Raw genomic sequence first — 16995 nt, 5'->3', positions numbered from 1 at the left:
TTTTTATGCCGGAGCGCACCTATCCCCGGTACGATGACTACGACCGGCCCCGTTCCAGCGCTCGCCGACCGCGCGGCCGCCTGCGCCGACCGACTCCGGGCGGCCGACCGCGTGTTGCTGGCCTCCCACATCGACGCCGACGGGCTGACCAGCGCCGCCATCGCCACCGCGGCGCTGTCGCGGGCCGGCATCCCCGTCGAGACCGTGTTCAAGAAGCAACTCGACGCCGCTGAGATCGAGAGCATCGCCGCCCGGGAGTACGACACCGTGCTGTTCACGGACTTCGGGTCCGGCCAGCTCGACGTGATCTCCGAACACGTCGCCGCGGGCGACTTCGAGGCGGTCATCGCCGACCATCACCAGCCGGCGGCCCCGGAAGACTGCCACCCCGACGCGGTCGTCGACACCGACGGCTACGCCGACTTCGAGACGCATCTCAATCCGCTACTCGAAGGTATCAACGGCGCGTCGGAGCTCTCGGGTGCAGGCGCAGCGTACGTCCTCGCCCGCGCGCTCTCGACCGATGAGACGGACAACCGCGACCTCGCCGCGCTGGCGGTCGTCGGCGCAGTCGGGGACATGCAGGCCGTCGGCGGGGAACTCGTCGGAGCCAACGCCGGTCTCGTCGAGGAGGGCATCGCCGCCGACGTGCTGGAGGAGGGCACCGACCTCTCCCTGTACGGCAAACAGACCCGGCCGCTGCCGAAGCTACTTGAGTACGCCACGGAAGTTCCGATTCCGGGTATCTCGAACGACCAGGCCGGCGCGACGCGGTTCCTCGAAGGCCTCGGTCTGGACCTGAAAGCCGATGGAGACTGGCGGACGTGGGCGGACCTCTCCGACGACGAGCGCCAGACCGTCGCCAGCGGGCTGGTCCAGCGTGCCGTCGAGCGCGGCGTGCCGGCGGACAAGATCGAGACGCTCATCGGCACCACCTACACGCTGACTGCGGAACCGCGCGGGACGGAACTCCGGGACGCGAGCGAGTTCTCGACGCTCCTGAACGCCACGGCCCGCTACGAGCGGGCGGACGTGGGACTGGCGGTCTGTCTCGGCGAGCGCGACGCACCGCTGGAGCGGGCGCGGACACTGCTGTCGAACCACCGCCGGAACCTCTCGGAGGGACTCACGCTCGTCAAGGAGCGCGGCGTCACCCAGGCCGGGACCGTCCAGTGGTTCGACGCCGGTGACGCCATCCGCGAGACCATCGTCGGCATCGTCGCCGGGATGGCGCTGGGGACCGACGGCGTCGATTCGGACAAGCCAATCATCGCCTTTGCCAGCACCGACGAGGACGAGACGAAGGTGTCCTCGCGGGCGACCGGCCCGCTCGTTGGCCGGGGCGTCGACCTGTCGGTCGTGATGCGCGACGCCGCCCAGGCCGTCGGCGGCGACGGCGGCGGCCACGATATCGCGGCGGGCGCGACTATCCCGACCGGCAAGGAATCGGCGTTCATCGAGGCCGCCGACGAGATTATCAGCGAGCAAGTATCGTAGCCGAGACGTAGCAAGCTGTGCGGCAGAGCGATTGATGACGCTGCCACCAGTATCAGCAATAAAAGCTATACGTCCGCTTCTCCGAACACCCCACGATGGACTCTCGGGGCCTGTTCGATATCGTGCTCGTCGTCGTCGCCGGCCTGCTAGCCTACACTGAGACGTTCGGCTTCGCGAACCCGCGGACGTCGCTGCAAGAGATTATCGCAGCTATCGCCAGGCTAGACATCCGCGTCTTTCTCGTCCTGGGTGGCATCTTCGGCATCTGCTTCGTCGCGTACCTCACGATGTACCTCCCACAGAAGGACGCACGCACGATACAACGGTGATACTGTCGGCTGTAACTATCTCTGGATAGTCGACACCCCTGGGAGGCGAAATTCGTCACAGACGTACAGCCGACAGTATGAACATCGGGCCATCTTTATCCCCAGCCCTGTACCGTTCTGACAATGACAGAGTTCGACCCCGAGAAGTTCGAGGACAAGTACGCGAACTACTTCCCGGAGCTCCAGAAGGCCTACAAGAACGCCTTCGAGCGGATGAACGACACGTACGACTCCGAGCTAGTCCACGCGATCGACCAGCAGGTCCTCAACGAGTCGGAGCCGTTCTACGAGGACGGCGAGTTCAGTGTCGAACTGCCGGAGAACCCGACCGAGCGGCTCTCGGCGATCATCGTCGACGACGAGAAACTCGACGCCGTGCTCTCCGAATACGTCGACGAGATCGAGCGCGAACTGCGCCGCGTCTTCGACATCGACGACTGACTGCACTCGCCGCGGTTCGACAATTGCTGCGTTATTCCTGTTCTGCCGGTATCCCCGACGAGAGCGGGCGGTGACGCCCTACTCGTCGGCCCTCATCGTCTCGTTCGGTTCGGGCGTCAGGGTTGATTCCGGCTCGGACGGCAGTGCGCCGCCACCGCCCGTTCCGGCACCGGGGAGCGAGCCGCCAGGTCCGGACTCGCCGGTGTCTGCGGGTTGTGGTGCGTCTGCGGGTGATTTCTCGCCTGTGACGAGGAAGTCAAGCAGATTCCCGACTAGCTGTTCGTTGTCGGCCCGGTAGAGGAACTCCTGTGTGAAGACGTTCGTGTCACCGACGGTGACGACGTTCCCCGAGCGAGCAACGACGCCGTACGTGTCCTGTCGCCGGGTCTTCGAGAGCGTTGTCTGTTCCGTCGTAGTGAGTGCGGTGTCGCCGCCCTGAACGGGGATCGCAGCGTAGAAGACCGTTCGGTCGACGCCCTCTGTGAGTTCCGTATCGCCCGTCGGCGTCGCGTAGACGTTCTGGTAGTTGGTGTCGTACTCGTGCATGTTGTACAGGTAGCCGTTCCCGTACGAGAGGCCGTACTGACTCGCCAGTGGGGCCATCGGCTTGGTCACGCCATCCGAGGAAATCGGGCCGAAAAGCCCCAGTCCGGCGGGACTCGCCTGTGACGGCTCGTTCAGCAAGAGCACGCGACCGCCCGCGTCGCTGAACGCGGACAGACCGTTCAGTTCGCTCTCGGTGTAGCGCTGTTCCGCGCCGAGAACGACGAAGGCGTCAGCCGAACGCAGTGACTCGTTGAGCGGGCTCCCGTTCTGCCGCTCACCGACGTGGTACCGTACCGTTGCTCCGTTTTGGGTCAGGGTCGATACGAGCGGCGTGAGCGCTTCGCGGTCGATGTCGCCGGCGTGAGCGACGTCGATAACGACGACCTTCCCGGACGCGTCGGCCGACATCGAGAGGTCACCGCTCTCGGCTGCCGGCGTCGCGACGGACTCGTCGCTGTTGAACGACGGGGCGTTCACTTGGGTTACATCGGGGGCCGCCTGACTGCCGCCACCACCGCCGATTGCTACGGTGCCGACAATCACCGAGAGGACGAGTATCCCGACGAAAAACCCGGTTCGGGCGATCGAACTCGAACTTGAGCTATCAGATGCCATTTCAGGCACCTCCCTGTGCGCTGCTGTTGTAGACGACTTGCTGATTTTCCGGCGTGCCGTATATCATGAGGAAGTGGACTGTGTCGACGCCCTGGAACGTGTACGGTGCGCCTTCGGCGGCGACGGTAGCGTTCCCACCGGCTTCACTCCCGCCACTGAGGAGGAACAGCCCCTGTGGGTCCGCGGGGTTGTGGTACACGACCTGATACTCCGAGAGGTCGGCGGCTTCGGCCGCGCCGGCTATCGCGGCTTCGAGTCCACCGACTTCGTCCGCATAGCCGGTCTGGACCGCGCGACCGCCCTGATAGGCCGACGCTTCAGCGACAGTCTCGCGGGAGACGTTGAGCCTGTCACCGCGTTCGGTCATGACTGCACCGACGAAGGCCCGTTTCATCGATTCGAGGCTCGCGTAGTACTGGTCGCGCGTCATACCTCGATGAGCTTTGTCTGGTCCAGTAGTGGCGGACGAACTCAGACCGTCGCTCGGCGCGGTTCCGATGACGCCGACGTGGCCGACGAGACTGGCCGGCGTCACGTAGATGCGGTCGCTCGGGACCGCGGTGTAGTACGCGCCGGAAGCGGCGTACTGGTCGACGCTCGTGTACACCGGCTTTTCGGCCGAGAGCCGCTTGACAGCCAGATACATCGACTCACTGGAGGCGGCGCTCCCCCCGGGGCTCGACACCCGCAGGACGACTGCCTCGACTGACTCGTTACTGCGGAGTTCGCGGAGTTTCTGTACCGTGTCCTGTGAGCTAGAACTGGAAATCGTTTCGTCGATGTTCACTACAGCGACGTACTGTTCGTCACCCTCGGAGACCGACGCCGCATACGGTACGACGGCGGCACCAATGAGAATGGCAATAACCGCAAGTACCGTGTACGACTGGAGGGCAGTTGCGACCCGTCTATCGATTGGGTTATTCATGCGACAACATAGATTCGCTGTCACGTTAGCCTAATAAAAGCATAGCCTGAACTGCTGGGTCAGAAGTCGCCGGACCGGAACGACATGAGAAGTTTCCTTACTGTCGACCTGCAACCGATCTCTATGGACCAACGAAAGCCGCCAGCCACGGAAGAGGGCTGGTACGCGCTGCACGATTGCCGGAGCATCGACTGGGACGCCTGGCGCGAGGCCCCCCAGCGAGTCCGTGATCGTGCGCTCTCGGAGGGGATCGGCTTCCTCGACGCGTACGAAGCCGTCGAAGACGCCGAGGAGGGCCAGACGGCGGTGTACACCGTCATGGGTCACAAGGCCGACATCATGATCCTCCACCTGCGGCCGACGATGGGTGACCTCGACGCGGCCGAACGGCACTTCGAGCAGACGGAGTTCGCCGCCTTCACCGAACGGGAGTTCTCCTACGTCTCCGTGACGGAGGCGTCGGGCTACACCGAGAAGTCCCGCGAGTACTTCGAGGGCGAAGTGGACGACGACTCCGGGCTGGCCCAGTACATCCAGGCCCGACTCCACCCCGACGTGCCGGACGAGGAGTTCGTCTGCTTCTACCCGATGAGCAAGCGCCGCCAGCCCGACCAGAACTGGTACGACACCTCCTTCGAGGAGCGGGCGGCCCATATCAAACGGCATGGTGACATCGGCCGCACCTACGGCGGCGACGTGAACCAGATGATCGCCGGCTCCATCGGCTTCGACGACTGGGAGTGGGGCATCACGCTCTGGAGCGACGACATGCGCCACATCAAGGAGTTGCTGACCGAGATGCGATTCGACCCCTCGACCTCGCAGTTCGCCGAGTTCGGTCCGTTCTACGTCGGCCGGAAGTTCGACCCGTCGGAGTTGCCGGCCGTCCTGGCCGGTCAGCGCGTTCCGACCAAAGACGAGTCGGTTCCGGAGACGCCGGCGGACGTTGCGGAACACGAACACGCGCCGGCTGATGCCGGCACGAGTCACAGCCACGCCGAAGAGCCGACGGCGAGCGACGCACAGGCCGGGGCACACGCTGGCGGTGACACCGATAGCCACGGCGGTGCCCATCCCGGGAGCGCCAGCGAGGGCGACCATCCGCATTCCGAGGAATCCTCCGACGAAGACGACTCGGGATCGTCGAGCAGTTCGGGCGGCCGGCCGGACGTCTCGGCCGACTTCGAAGAGGTCGACGACGCACCACAGCGGCTCGGCCGACTGGGGCTGCACGAGGGCGATGCGTACGACGCCGGGGACTACGCGCTGGTGTTCCACTCCTCGGCGGATGCGGAGGACATCGTCGACGACGTGTCCGACCTCGAGAGCAGTTTCGACCACTACGACCGCCACGTCCGGACGGCCGTGCGCGCCGACAGCGGCCAGACCTACGTCGTCAGCATCTGGACGGCGAAAGACGCCGCCGAGACGGCGGCCGGGTTCCTGAAGGACATCGACGGCGTCGAAGAACAGTTCGGCGGCGCCCTCGGCGAGGGTGCCGAGAGCGCCGAGACCGAGGACGGCAGTGACGCCCAGACTGCCGAGTCGTCGCAGTCCATCCGAGAGACGCTCGAATCGGCGGGCGTCTATGCCGGCCAACCACACGGTGAAGACGTGTACGCGCTGGTCGTGTACTCCGAAGCCGACGCGGCGACGCTCGACGAGGAGGTCGCGGACCTCCGGAGCGCGTTCGACCGCTACGACACTCACGTCCAGACGACAGTGTACGGCGACACCGACGGCGACCTCTCGGCTGTCGCGTCACTGTGGGACACCGAAGACGCCGCCCAGACCGCCAGCGACTACCTCACCGACCTGCCCGGCGTTGTCGGCCGCCACGGAGAGGGCGACGGGTTCGGGACGATGGGGATGTTCTACACCGTCAAGCCCGAGTACCACGACGACTTCGTCGAGAAGTTCGACACCGTCGGCGGCCTGCTCGAAGAGATGGACGGCCACCGCGAGACTTCGCTGCTGTTCAACCACGACGACGAGAACGACATGTTCATCGCCAGCCAGTGGGACTCACAGGAGGATGCGATGGCGTTCTTCCGCTCCGACGACTTCTCGGAGACGGTCGACTGGGGTCGCGACGTACTGGCCGACCGACCGCGCCACGTCTTCCTGGCCTGAATCACAGGCCAGCTGTTCGTTATCGACTGGCGACGAACCGCAACCGCCGGTAGTCGACGGTCCACGTCTCGGTCTCTGTGTCGTATAACGCCGGTCGCAGCCGGTCCTCGATACTGTCCAGAACAGCTCCGTGGTCGCGTTCGGGGACCGGAGCCAGCACCGAATCGCCGAACATTTCGAGCCATTCTCTCAAGCCCGCGCTACCGCCTTCAAGCGGTGTCGGACGGTCAAACAGCCACGCCGCGGTGACCTCCAGTCCGTGCGCTTCGAGACGCGACGTGTACTCGCCGAGGCTCGGGAAATACCACGGGTTCTCGGTCTCGTAGCCCCGTTCGGCGAGTACCGAACGGACCGCTGTTTCGACCTGTGAGACGTTCCCCTGGCCGCCAAGCTCCGCGACGAAGCGACCGCCTTCGTCCAAGGCCTCGGCGACCATCGACAACACGGCGTCGTGGCCGTCGCTGGGTATCCAGTGCAGTGCGGCGTTCGAGAAGACAGCGTCGAACGTGCCGGGGTCGTAGTCCCGGGCGTTGGCGACCTCGAACGTCAGGTCGGGATACTGCTCGCGAGCCTGAGCGACCATCTCTTCGGCGGCGTCGATACCGACCACAGCCGCACCTCGGTCGGCGATTTCGGCTGTCAGGTGGCCCGTGCCACAGCCGATATCGAGGACGCGCTCGCTCGGCTGTGCGTCCAGCAACTCGACCACGTCCGCTCCGTACTCGGCGACAAAGCTGTGTCCCCCGTCGTAGTCGTCGGGGTCCCACTCGTTTTCCGGCATTGACTGGGCTATCTCCCGAGTGGCATGAAAAGCGTACTGACGGTGTGTGAGTCCGTCTCAGTCGTCGTCTTCGGTCGTCGTCCGGTCGATGTCCTTCTCGCCGAAGTAGATCTCCGCCCCGTCCTGAGCCACCTTCTCGGCGAGGACGGCACATTTCACCCGCATCGGCGAGATGTCGACACCCAGCATCTCTGTGATGTCGTCGCGGTCCATCGCTTCTAGGTCCTCGACCGCCATCCCGGCTAGCTCCTGTGAGAGCATCGACGCGGAGGCCTGGGAGATGGCACAGCCGTCGCCCTGGAAGGCGACCTGTTCGATTGTCTCCTCGCTCTCGTCGAGGACGACATCCATCCGTATCTCGTCGCCGCACATCGGATTCTCGCCGATGTGGGTAAACGTTGGGTCCTCGATCTCCCCGTAGTTCCGGGGGTTCTTGTAGTGATCGAGGATCTGCTGCCGGTACATGTCCGAGCCACCGATACCCATAATTGAACTAAGATACGGCTGTCAGTCGGAAAAGCGTTCCGAGGTATCGGTTCGCATGTATTTTGTTCTTCGGCGGGGCGGCTCCGACGGTCTGTGAGAACTGACCGCCGCTCTCCCATCAGTAGGCAGTATTTACTATCGCAGTCCGTTCTGTCAACACATGGGGCAGAACGACGCTTCGGCTTCAACCGACTGTGCTGTCCGACCTGTGGGGTTCGTCAGCGATGCGCCGGTGATCCGACAGATCGGCGACCGGCCGCTTTTTATCGGCAACAAACACGCGGCGCGGCCCGAAGCGCACGACCGTTCCTTCAAGCACGTCCTCTCGGCGACGGCCGAGGCGTACCCGCTCACGACCGCCCACCACCCGCTCACCGACGGCCCCGGCAACGAGTGGGCGGCGTTCGAGGCGGCCGTCGATACCGCCCGGCGCTTCGTCCGAGCGGACGGTCCGGCGCTGATTCACTGCAAGGCTGGCGTCTCCCGGAGTTCGACGCTGCTTGCGACGGCCATCGCCGCCGAGGAGGATCGCCCGCTCTCGACCGCGCTGGCGGCTGTACAGGAGGCCCGGCCGATTGCGACGCCGAACCCCGCTCTCTACGAGCTCGCTGTCATCTACCTCGCTGCGGACCCGTGATTTCCCGATACGTACCTATTGGACCTACTCCGTGACGGCGTTCTCGTCTTTCGTGACGACTTCGTCGCGGACTCGGTCGACCCACAGCGCAACCGGCCAGTCCTCTGTCTGGTACGGTTCATTCCCTTCGAGCAATTCGAGGCGTCCGACCGAGTCCGACGGCATTGCGACCAGTCCCTCGTGACTGGCTTCTCCCACAGATTCGATCTTGTGTCGTGCTCCACCGGGTAGATAGACGAACTCGCGTCGTTCAGCCCGGATTACTTGCTCGCTTCCGTCTTCGCGTTTCAGCGTGTATCTGGCGGCACCATCGAGGCACAGACACACCTCGTCGAAACTGGGTGCGTGCGTGTGCCAGTCAATGACTGCGCCGGGGTCCATCTCGAAGTACAGCAACTGGAATTCGTTCGTGATACACACAGGGTACGTCCGGATGTCGTCCCCGCCCTGTTCGAAGTGACTGGCGTCGTCGAGTGACACCTTGTACATCGTTTGATCGGGAAGGTGCGTGTAATCGAGCGCTTCCGGCGTCAGCGGCCGCTCCGCTTCATCGGTATCAGTCATTGTCCCGCCGAAAGTTATCGGTGGTGTGTCATATAGGTGGCGTGCGCCGCGGTAATATAAAAACTGTCAATAAACCGATCAGCAGCTCCGACGGAAACTGAGAGAACAACTACGCGAACAGCTGGCGGGCGTCGTCGATAGCCGAAACGAGCTTGTCCACTTCTTCCCGCGTGTTGTAGACGTAGAAGGAAGCACGCGCAGACGCCGGGACGCCCATCTTGTCGTGGAGGGGCTGGGTGCAGTGGTCGCCGGCGCGGATGGCGACGGCGGAGTCGTTGAGGATCGAGGAGAGGTCGTGGGCGTGGACCGAATCGAGGTTGAACGCGACCAGACCGCCCCGTTCCGTTCCCGCGGCCGGGCCGTACGTCTCCACGTCGCCTTCGTCCCGCAGTTGTTCCAGCGCGTACTGGGCGAGCTGCTCCTCGTGACGCTGGATTCGTTCCATGCCGATATCGTCGAGGTAGTCACAGGCCTCCGCCAGCGCGATGCCCTGGCAGATGACGGGCGTGCCGGCCTCGAACTTCCAGGGGAGGTCGTTCCAGGTGGCGTCCTCGAAGGTGACTTTCTTGATCATCTCGCCGCCGTAGAGGTACGGCTCCATCTCCTCCAGCAGGTGTTTCTTGCCGTAGAGGACGCCGATACCGGTCGGACCGGCCATCTTGTGGCCCGAGAAGGCCAGGAAGTCGGCGTCGATGGCTTCCACGTCGACCGGGCGGTTCGGGACCGACTGCGCGCCGTCGACGAAGATGTAGGACCCGTGGTCGTGGGCGATGTCCGCCAGTTCCGAGACGGGGTTGACCGTCCCGAGCGTGTTCGAGACGTGGACGACGCTGACCATCGCCGTGTCGTCGGTGATGATTTCACGGGCCTGGTCCATGTCGAGCGTGCCGTCCTCGTCGACGCTGATGTAGCGACAGGTCGCACCGGTCTTCTTGGCGATTTGCTGCCAGGTGACAAGCGAGGCGTGGTGTTCCATCTCCGTGAGGACGACCTCGTCTTCGGGCCCGAGTTCGTTCAGGCCCCAGGCGTAGGCGACGAGGTTCTCGCTCTCCGTGGTGTTCTTGGTGAAGACGATTTCCTCGCGCTCGCCCGATGCGCCGATGAACTCGGCGACGCGGTCGTGGGCGTCCTCGTAGGCGACGCTGGCCTCCTGGCTGAGCTGGTGGAGGCCGCGGTGGACGTTGGCGTTCGTCGTCCGGTAGTAGTCGGCGATGGTCTCGACGACCGGCTCGGGCGTCTGGGTGGTGGCCGCGTTGTCGAGATACACCACTTGTTCGCCGCCGAACTCGCGCTGGAGGATGGGGAAGTCCTCGCGGATACGCTCCACGTCCAGTAGTTCAGATTCAGCGTGTCCCATTGGTTCTGCTCAGGGGCTCAACAGGCAACATTCCTTCGGTTCACCTAAACTCCTCTGTCTGGCAACGCCAGCCCGCTTTATTCTGCGTCGCTATCAGCGGCCATCGCGTGCTGTTCCCGGTAGGTCTCCAGCAGGTAGTTGTCCCAGACGAGGTCCCCGAGGACGTGGGCGTACAGGACGAGGGCGGTAAACAGCGATAGCGGCTCGGAGACGAGCCAGAGACCGAACACGACCACGCCGCCGATGAGGTGGTGGCTGAGCAGTCGCTGGAGCGGCCAGAGGTCCTGCGGCCCGAAGATCTCGTCTTGGTCGAACACCGCGATCTTCGGGTTCCGGAGGCAGCGGCGGAGCGCGGCCCAGTCCCCGGTCTCCAGTCGGGCCACGGCGAAGTGGTCGAAGTCGATGGCGACGCCGACGACGACTGCGTAGCCGACGGCGGCCCACCACGGAAGAGGGACCGGTAGAACGGTGACGCCCACGGCCCCGACGGCTGCAGAGACGATGGCGTGGTCTCGAGAATACATACGTGCCCTCTCGATGGGCGCACCCAAAGACTGTCGGTGTCGGCTCGCGGCAGCGACCTGAATTACATCCAGAGCAGTTGCGCGTGGCGCGTCTCGCCCAGGTCGAGCACGTTCTCTTCGTCGACGAAGCCGTGCTCGACGGCGACGCTGACGGCGTCGTCGCCGACGATGTTGGCGACGGAACAGCGAGCGAGGCTGTCGACGATTTCGTCTTCGGTGGCCGATTCGCCGCCGTAGAACTCCTCGTTGACGGTGAGCGACACGGGACCGTTCTCGAACGTTTCGCCCATGATGTCGGGGTCACAGACCGAGACGAGCAACCCCTCGTCGGTGTCGCGTTCGTTGAGGATCATTCAAGCAGTTGCTGTTCGGCCTCCTCGCGCATCTCGTCGACTTCCTCGGCCAGTTCCTCGGCGCGGTCGAACTCGCCGACCTCTTCGAGGGCGCGGGCCTTCTCTTCGAGCACGTCGGCGTTGCGGAAGCCGAGGCGGACGGCGTTGTCGAAGGCGTCGATGGCCTCGTCGGCCAGCCCGCGTTCGAGCAGGAAGAAGCCACGGTTGTACCAGCCCTCGCCGAAGCGGGGGTCGATCTCGACGGCGCGCTCGGCGTGTTCCAGCGCCTGCTCGGAGCGGCCAGATTTCCACAGCGCGTACGCGAGGTTCGTCTCCGCCGTGGCGGCGTGGTCGGACTCCTCGTCGAAATTGAGCGCTTCCTTGTACGCGCCGATGGCGGCGTCCCACTCCTCGAGTTCCGCGTGGGCCGCGCCCTTGTTCGTCCAGGCCTCCTGTTTGAGCCGGTCGTCGTCCGTGTACTGGGCGACGCGCTCGAACGCCTCGGCGGCCTGTTCGTGGCGGTTGATGTGCATGTACTCCAGGCCGACGTCGAGCAGTTGCTCTGGGTCGACGGCGTCAGAGGAGATATTCCGCTGGTCCAGCAGGTCGGTGACGACACGGGAGTCGACGGGGTCGACCTTGTCCGGGTCCACCTCGAACTCCGGCGGTTCGAGATCGAACCCCTCGTAGGGGTCGTCGAACCCCTGGCCCTCGGAGAAGGCGTGGTCGTCGTCGTGGTCTGTCATGCCTCCTGATTGACGGCCAATCCGGTTAAGGGCTACGTCCACGGCTCGTGAAGATTTAGGTGTCCTGCGGTCGGATTCTCGGATATGCGGGACCCACTGGCAGTAGACGCGTTGCTCGTGTTCTTCGGGGGTGTGTTCGCGGTCGTTAGCTGGGCCGCTATCACCTCGAACGAGGCCCCGCTGTCACTGTCCGCCGCTGGAGTGGGCGTTGCAGGAACGGTCGTTCTGGCAGTTCTCGTCGGACGCTACTACGCGCAGCTACCGGCGTTCGGGCGCTGGGTATCCAGTCCGGCAGAGACGCCCCGGGCACGAGCGCGGGTAGCCCTCCTGATTGTGGCGGCCATTCTCGTCCGGCTATCTCTCGGTCTCCTTCCTGACACTGCTATCCCCGCTCTCTTCGGCGTCGCGGTCGCAATGGTCGCTCTGGGGCTCGGACATAGCCTCTGGCGGTGGTATACAGCCCCAGACCACAGCAGCCACTGACCTCCGTCGTAGCTTTCTTGCGGACACGACCGGAACCGCTAGCTATGGCCAAACGCCTGTTCGTCAGCGTCGATCTGGACGGGCTCAGCGACGCCGTAGCGGCCGTTCAGGACCGGTTCGACGGCGTCTCTGGGCTTCGGCTGACCGACCCCGCACAGGCCCACGTCACGCTGAAGTTCCTCGGCGACACCGACCCGGACCGCGTTGACGACATCGTCACTGCCCTCGAAGGGGCGGTCGAAGACAGCGGCGTCGAGCCGTTCGAAGCCGAGCTTGGCGGTCTCGGCGTGTTCCCGTCGCTGTCCTACATCAGCGTCGTCTGGGTCGGCGTCCGCGACGGACAGGGTGGCGCGGAACTGGCTGCGCTGCACAAGGCGGTCGAGGATCAGACCGTCGCGATGGGGTTCGACCCGGAGGACCACGAGTTTACGCCGCACGCGACCATCGCCAGAATGGACCACGCCGGCGGCAAAGAGACAGTACAGAACGCCGTCGAGAACGACGACCCTGACGTGGGACGCCTGCAGGTCGAGGAAATCCGGCTGAAAGAGAGTGAGCTGGGACCTGACGGCCCGACGTACCGAACCGTGGAATCAGTGTCGCTGTGAGTGTGTATCGACACGGCCAGGCAGTTGCTATCGGTGCGCGTTCTATGTGAACGGTATCAGTGGAATATATTAAATTTCTGTCAATAACTGCACGCCAGCGTCGGGACTATCGTAGCACTGGCCTATAACCGAGTGAGGGGGCGTCAATTAGCCACTTGAGAACCTATTTACAGCGTATCAGCAGACTGTTTAGGCCGACCAAAATAAATCAGGTTAGTGACAATTTTTATCGGTCCGAGCGGCGTAGGACCGATATGGTCGCCGTTGAGAACGTTGCTTTCGTGTTCGTTGCGGGGTTGCTTACGGCGCTTGCCACCGGCCTCGGTGCGATCCCGTTCTTTCTCGTCGATGAGTTCTCCGACAGATGGAACGTCCTGCTGTGGGGGTTGGCCTCGGGAATCATGGTCGCCGCATCGCTCTTCGGACTCGTCCGGGAGGGGCTGGCATACGGGTCGCCGCTTTTGATGGTTCCCGGCATTCTCGCTGGCGTCCTGCTCGTCGTCGTTGCCCACGAACTTCTGGATGACTTCGACCAGTCACCCGAGCAGTTCGAGCGGGCCGACTTCAAGAAGCTTCTGCTTATTCTGGGCATTCTGACTGTCCATAGCTTCCCGGAGGGCGTCGCCGTCGGCGTCTCCTTCGCGGAACTCGGGCTGGAGTCGGCCACGCCCGAATCCGCTGTGGGTATCCTCGGCGTCTCCGTCCCGCTGCTGGCTGTGTTCATGACTGTCGCCATCTCCATCCACAACGTCCCTGAGGGGACTGCCATCGCCATCCCGCTCCGTTCGCTGGGTGTCAGCGAGTGGAAGATGGTCTGGTGGGCGGTGTTCTCCTCTCTGCCGCAGCCGGTCGGAGCCGTCATCGCGTACTACTTCGTCACGCTGGCGAAGGCGTTTCTCCCGTTCGGCTTCGGCTTCGCCGCCGGGGCGATGGTGTATCTCGTGCTTACGGAGTTCGTCCCCGAAGCGCTGGAGTACGGCGACGGCTTGCCGGGTGGGGGCAAACGCGAACTAACCGCCGGCATCGCCGTCGGGGTGCTGGCGATGGTACCGCTGGCGTTCGTCTAGAAGGGCAGTTTGCTTCGGATGACGGTGAGGTCGACGAAGGCCTTCAGCGGGTCGTCGTAGTCGTCGACGCGGGTTTCCATCCGATAGTTCGAGTGGTCGACGGCGAAGAAGTACGGCCCGGGTTCGTCCAGTGCCTCCCGCGCGCCGCCGTCGTCCGTTGACGCTTCGTAGATATCTGACCCCTCGGGCTGGACCGCTGTCTGGCTGAATTCGGGGTTCCCCGGCGGTGTCTCGTCGGGCTCTTGACCCTTGAGGAACGTGTCGTACCGCTCGAACTGCTCGCGGTCAGTAAAGAAGTACACGTTGAACGGGATGTCCGCCTTGACGATATACTGTAGCTCACCGCCGGGGTCGGACACGTCCGGTATCTCCTCCTTGATCCACGCTTCGTGCGGCTTGACCCTAACGTCCTGTTGCACGCTGACGACGACTTCGCCGCCCCCACCCATGCAACCAGAACCGACGGCTGTCGCACTGACACCCATCGTCTGGAGGAATCTCCGGCGCTTCATCCATTGATAATCAGGGTCGCTCGCTACTTAGTTCTACGTCCGCAGTTATAGCCGCTGATAACGGGCTGTGACCGGCTCGAAAAGGAAGGAATTTAAACCACGGCGCGGAACAAGCACCATACCATGGGTAAGAAATCGAAGGCTACGAAGAAGCGACTGGCCAAACTCGACAACCAGAACAGTCGAGTCCCGGCCTGGGTCATGCTCAAGACGGACCGCGAGGTCCAGCGCAACCACAAACGACGCCACTGGCGGCGCAACGACACTGACGAATAATGAGCGCCAGTGACTTCGAGGAGCGTGTCGTCACCGTCCCGCTCCGAGACGCGCGAGCCGAACCGAACCACAAGCGCGCAGACAAGGCGATGATCCTCATCCGCGAGCACCTCGCCAAGCACTTCTCTGTCGACGAGGACGCCGTCCGCCTCGACCCCTCGATCAACGAGGCGGCCTGGGCCCGCGGCCGTGCCAACACGCCGAGCAAGATCCGTGTTCGCGCCGCCCGCTTCGAGGAAGAGGGCGAAGCCATCGTCGAAGCAGAGACCGCAGAGTAACGTTGCTCCGCGCGGCTTTCTCCGGGTCGTCGTACGTGGGTGTGTTCGCCCGTGCGACCGACGACTGCGTGCTGGTTCGCCCAGACTTAGACGAATCGCTGCTTGAGGACCTGAGCGACGAACTCGGCGTTCCGGCCGTGCCGACCACCGTCGGCCGCTCCGGGACCGTCGGCGCGCTCGCGACCGGCAACGAGAACGGGCTGGTCGTCTCCGAACGCGTCCGTGAGACCGAAATCGAACGGATTCAGGACGTCGTCGACGTGCCCATCACCCGAATGCCCGGCCGGATCAACGCCGCCGGCAACGTCGTCTGCTGTAACGATTACGGCGCGTACGTCCACCCCGACCTCTCCCGAGACGCCGTGCAAGCAGTCAAAGACGGGCTGGACGTGCCCGTCGAACGCGGCGTCATCGCCGGTGTCACGACTGTCGGGACCGCCGCCGTCGCCACCAACAATGGCGTGCTCTGCCATCCGAAGGCCACGGACGGCGAACTCGACGCCCTCGAGGACATCCTCGACGTGCCGGCCGACATCGGGACCATCAACTACGGCGGTCCGCTCGTCGGCTCCGGGCTGCTCGCCAACGACCACGGCTACGTCTGTGGCTCGGACACCTCCGGGCCGGAACTGGGCCGTATCGACGCGGCGCTCGGCTATATCGACTGACGCGGTTTTCGTTTTACCGCCCGCTCAGGACGGATGCTGGTGGCTGAGTTTCTCCGCCACTACGCCCGGAACGGGCAGTCCACAGTCCCCACACGCCCAGGACCGACTGGTCCCGCCACGCTCCAGCGTCAGGTCCTGCCTGAACCACAGGGTTGCACCGCACTGGCACTGGTAGGTCGTCCGACTCATAGGTCGACGTTCGCACCGCCCCGGCAAATGGTCGGCGACCATGATACTTCGTGTCAAAGACTAATATACTATGTGACATACTAGCACGTATGGCCCAGCAGAACCCAACTGCCGACGACCAGAACAGCCTCGTCTGCCGGAAGTGTGACTACTCGACAGGTGTACTCCGTCCGTCCTGTCCCGAGTGTGGCGGCGATATGCTGTACGCCCCGGGGACAGCGGAGTAGCCCGACGCTCCGCTTCCAGTTTTCCGCCGTGTCAGCCGCCGGACAGCCGCGGATCTTTCTTCCGGGTCGTGGAAATCGGAGAAGGGCGGAAGGGGAAGATACTTCCCTGCCCTGCCCGCACCTGCGTGTATGAGCACGTACACTGTTCGCGGTAGTTTCCCGGCCCGAGACGGCCCACAGCAGTTCGAGAAGGAGGTCGACGCGCCAAACGAGAACGTCGCTGAAGAGCGCGTTTACAGCGACTTCGGCTCCCAGCATAACCTCAAGCGCACGCAGATCACGATCGAGGAGGTGGCAGCATGATGGGCGGTGGCGGCGGTGGCGGCGGCGGCGGCCAGATGCAGCAGGTCGCACAGGAGATCGAGCAGATGGAGCAGGAAGTCGACGCTATCGACGAGGAGATCGAACGCCTCCGCGAGAAGCAGACTGACATCGACGAGGCCATCGAGGCCATCGAGACGCTCGACTCCGGGTCCACGGTCCAGGTCCCGCTCGGCGGCGACGCCTACATCCGCGCGACTATCGAGGACATCGACGAAGTCGTCGTCTCCCTCGGTGGCGGCTACTCCGCAGAGCGCGAGCAGGAAGGCGCTGTCAGCACGCTGGAAACCAAGAAGGAGACGCTGGACGACCACATCAGCGACCTGCAGGACGAGAAGGCCGAAGTCGAGACCGAGATGGAGGAGCTCGAACAGCAGGCCCAGCAGATGCAACAGCAGCAGATGCAGCAGATGATGCAACAGCAAGAGCAGGAAGACGAGTAAGGCCGCT

Annotated in this window: 25 protein-coding genes; 14 read left to right on the top strand and 11 right to left on the bottom strand. The window is 64.1% G+C overall.

Translation table 11 applies throughout. The features are described from left to right. Positions 1-33 precede the first annotated feature (33 nt). The 3 genes from VI234_RS13835 (at position 34) to VI234_RS13825 (ending at position 2267) form a co-directional block, all read left to right on the top strand. Entirely contained in the window at positions 34-1497 is a 1464-nt protein-coding gene (locus VI234_RS13835) for a DHH family phosphoesterase (protein ID WP_336330346.1), read from the top strand. Positions 1498-1592: 95 nt separating this feature from the next. Further along, complete coding sequence (locus VI234_RS13830) at positions 1593-1826, top strand: hypothetical protein (RefSeq protein ID WP_008311227.1); 234 nt, start codon at positions 1593-1595, stop codon at positions 1824-1826. Positions 1827-1949: 123 nt separating this feature from the next. Beyond that, positions 1950-2267, top strand: coding sequence for a DUF5783 family protein (locus VI234_RS13825; RefSeq protein ID WP_008311226.1), 318 nt, complete (start codon positions 1950-1952; stop codon positions 2265-2267). 78 nt (positions 2268-2345) lie between these two features. Here the strand turns inward: VI234_RS13825 and VI234_RS13820 are convergent, their stop codons facing one another. Together VI234_RS13820 and VI234_RS13815 are read right to left on the bottom strand one after the other, a co-directional pair. Next, complete coding sequence (locus VI234_RS13820) at positions 2346-3428, bottom strand: DUF4350 domain-containing protein (protein ID WP_336330345.1); 1083 nt, start codon at positions 3426-3428, stop codon at positions 2346-2348. A 1-nt stretch (position 3429) separates the two neighbouring features. Further along, complete coding sequence (locus tag VI234_RS13815; protein WP_336330344.1) at positions 3430-4356, bottom strand: S49 family peptidase; 927 nt, start codon at positions 4354-4356, stop codon at positions 3430-3432. A 123-nt stretch (positions 4357-4479) separates the two neighbouring features. Here VI234_RS13815 and VI234_RS13810 point away from each other — a divergent pair, with 123 nt between their 5' ends. Then, entirely contained in the window at positions 4480-6489 is a 2010-nt protein-coding gene (locus VI234_RS13810) for a heme-binding protein (RefSeq protein WP_336330343.1), read from the top strand. Positions 6490-6508: 19 nt separating this feature from the next. Here the strand turns inward: VI234_RS13810 and VI234_RS13805 are convergent, their stop codons facing one another. Then, positions 6509-7270, bottom strand: a complete 762-nt coding sequence (locus VI234_RS13805; RefSeq protein WP_336330342.1) for a class I SAM-dependent methyltransferase — start codon at positions 7268-7270, stop codon at positions 6509-6511. A 57-nt stretch (positions 7271-7327) separates the two neighbouring features. Then, entirely contained in the window at positions 7328-7756 is a 429-nt protein-coding gene (locus VI234_RS13800) for an iron-sulfur cluster assembly scaffold protein (RefSeq protein ID WP_008311217.1), read from the bottom strand. Between the two features lie 160 nt (positions 7757-7916). Here VI234_RS13800 and VI234_RS13795 point away from each other — a divergent pair, with 160 nt between their 5' ends. After that, complete coding sequence (locus tag VI234_RS13795; RefSeq protein WP_336330341.1) at positions 7917-8393, top strand: dual specificity protein phosphatase family protein; 477 nt, start codon at positions 7917-7919, stop codon at positions 8391-8393. Between the two features lie 24 nt (positions 8394-8417). On the opposite strand, the gene VI234_RS13790 is transcribed toward VI234_RS13795, so the two are convergent. The 5 genes from VI234_RS13790 to VI234_RS13770 all read right to left on the bottom strand — a co-directional run bounded on the left by VI234_RS13790 (position 8418) and on the right by VI234_RS13770 (position 11916). Next, positions 8418-8957 carry a cupin domain-containing protein gene (locus VI234_RS13790; protein ID WP_151102843.1) on the bottom strand — a complete coding sequence of 180 codons (540 nt, stop codon included), beginning with the start codon at positions 8955-8957 and terminating at the stop codon, positions 8418-8420. A gap of 109 nt (positions 8958-9066) precedes the next feature. Then, on the bottom strand, positions 9067-10314 hold the full coding sequence (locus tag VI234_RS13785; RefSeq protein WP_336330340.1) for an aminotransferase class V-fold PLP-dependent enzyme: 1248 nt from the start codon (positions 10312-10314) through the stop codon (positions 9067-9069). Between the two features lie 77 nt (positions 10315-10391). Then, positions 10392-10838 carry a hypothetical protein gene (locus VI234_RS13780; RefSeq protein WP_336330339.1) on the bottom strand — a complete coding sequence of 149 codons (447 nt, stop codon included), beginning with the start codon at positions 10836-10838 and terminating at the stop codon, positions 10392-10394. 62 nt (positions 10839-10900) lie between these two features. Beyond that, a complete protein-coding gene (locus tag VI234_RS13775; protein ID WP_137683004.1) occupies positions 10901-11191 on the bottom strand; it encodes a DUF424 domain-containing protein in 291 nt (96 codons plus the stop codon). Further along, positions 11188-11916: a tetratricopeptide repeat protein gene (locus VI234_RS13770; RefSeq protein WP_336330338.1), complete on the bottom strand. Its 729-nt coding sequence runs from the start codon at positions 11914-11916 to the stop codon at positions 11188-11190. Before VI234_RS13770 ends, VI234_RS13775 begins: the two co-directional genes overlap by 4 nt. 84 nt (positions 11917-12000) lie before the next feature. Between VI234_RS13770 and VI234_RS13765 the strand changes: the two genes are divergently transcribed. The 3 genes from VI234_RS13765 (at position 12001) to VI234_RS13755 (ending at position 14074) form a co-directional block, all read left to right on the top strand. After that, positions 12001-12399 carry a hypothetical protein gene (locus tag VI234_RS13765; protein ID WP_336330337.1) on the top strand — a complete coding sequence of 133 codons (399 nt, stop codon included), beginning with the start codon at positions 12001-12003 and terminating at the stop codon, positions 12397-12399. Positions 12400-12443: 44 nt separating this feature from the next. Next, the gene (gene thpR / locus VI234_RS13760; RefSeq protein ID WP_336330336.1) at positions 12444-13007 is read left to right on the top strand and encodes an RNA 2',3'-cyclic phosphodiesterase; all 564 of its coding nucleotides are present in this window, start codon (positions 12444-12446) and stop codon (positions 13005-13007) included. Between the two features lie 254 nt (positions 13008-13261). Next, on the top strand, positions 13262-14074 hold the full coding sequence (locus VI234_RS13755; protein ID WP_336330335.1) for a ZIP family metal transporter: 813 nt from the start codon (positions 13262-13264) through the stop codon (positions 14072-14074). On the opposite strand, the gene VI234_RS13750 is transcribed toward VI234_RS13755, so the two are convergent. Continuing rightward, on the bottom strand, positions 14071-14523 hold the full coding sequence (locus VI234_RS13750; protein ID WP_336330401.1) for a hypothetical protein: 453 nt from the start codon (positions 14521-14523) through the stop codon (positions 14071-14073). The genes VI234_RS13755 and VI234_RS13750 overlap by 4 nt on opposite strands. A gap of 186 nt (positions 14524-14709) precedes the next feature. Between VI234_RS13750 and VI234_RS13745 the strand changes: the two genes are divergently transcribed. The 3 genes from VI234_RS13745 to VI234_RS13735 are packed head-to-tail and all read left to right on the top strand — an operon-like array spanning position 14710 to position 15808. After that, positions 14710-14862 (top strand): 50S ribosomal protein L39e, encoded by a 153-nt coding sequence (locus VI234_RS13745; protein ID WP_004518346.1) that lies wholly within the window; start codon positions 14710-14712, stop codon positions 14860-14862. Further along, positions 14862-15140 (top strand): 50S ribosomal protein L31e, encoded by a 279-nt coding sequence (locus VI234_RS13740; RefSeq protein ID WP_004518347.1) that lies wholly within the window; start codon positions 14862-14864, stop codon positions 15138-15140. The genes VI234_RS13745 and VI234_RS13740 overlap by 1 nt, the downstream gene beginning before the upstream one ends. A gap of 2 nt (positions 15141-15142) precedes the next feature. Then, positions 15143-15808: a translation initiation factor IF-6 gene (locus tag VI234_RS13735; RefSeq protein WP_336330334.1), complete on the top strand. Its 666-nt coding sequence runs from the start codon at positions 15143-15145 to the stop codon at positions 15806-15808. A gap of 24 nt (positions 15809-15832) precedes the next feature. Here the strand turns inward: VI234_RS13735 and VI234_RS13730 are convergent, their stop codons facing one another. Further along, complete coding sequence (locus tag VI234_RS13730; protein WP_336330333.1) at positions 15833-15997, bottom strand: hypothetical protein; 165 nt, start codon at positions 15995-15997, stop codon at positions 15833-15835. 89 nt (positions 15998-16086) lie between these two features. On the opposite strand from VI234_RS13730, the gene VI234_RS13725 reads away from it, so the two are divergent. The 3 genes from VI234_RS13725 (at position 16087) to pfdA (ending at position 16988) form a co-directional block, all read left to right on the top strand. Then, positions 16087-16224, top strand: a complete 138-nt coding sequence (locus tag VI234_RS13725; protein WP_336330332.1) for a hypothetical protein — start codon at positions 16087-16089, stop codon at positions 16222-16224. A 129-nt stretch (positions 16225-16353) separates the two neighbouring features. Next, on the top strand, positions 16354-16527 hold the full coding sequence (gene rpl18a / locus VI234_RS13720) for a 50S ribosomal protein L18Ae (protein WP_004594032.1): 174 nt from the start codon (positions 16354-16356) through the stop codon (positions 16525-16527). Beyond that, positions 16527-16988: a prefoldin subunit alpha gene (pfdA, locus tag VI234_RS13715; protein ID WP_336330400.1), complete on the top strand. Its 462-nt coding sequence runs from the start codon at positions 16527-16529 to the stop codon at positions 16986-16988. Before rpl18a ends, pfdA begins: the two co-directional genes overlap by 1 nt. Positions 16989-16995 lie beyond the last annotated feature (7 nt).

It is taken from the genome of Haloarcula sp. CGMCC 1.2071 (genome assembly GCF_037078445.1).
Lineage (GTDB): Archaea > Halobacteriota > Halobacteria > Halobacteriales > Haloarculaceae > Haloarcula > Haloarcula amylolytica.
Note: the sequence above shows the minus strand (reverse complement) of the source record. Positions and strands in the feature narration are given on the sequence as shown.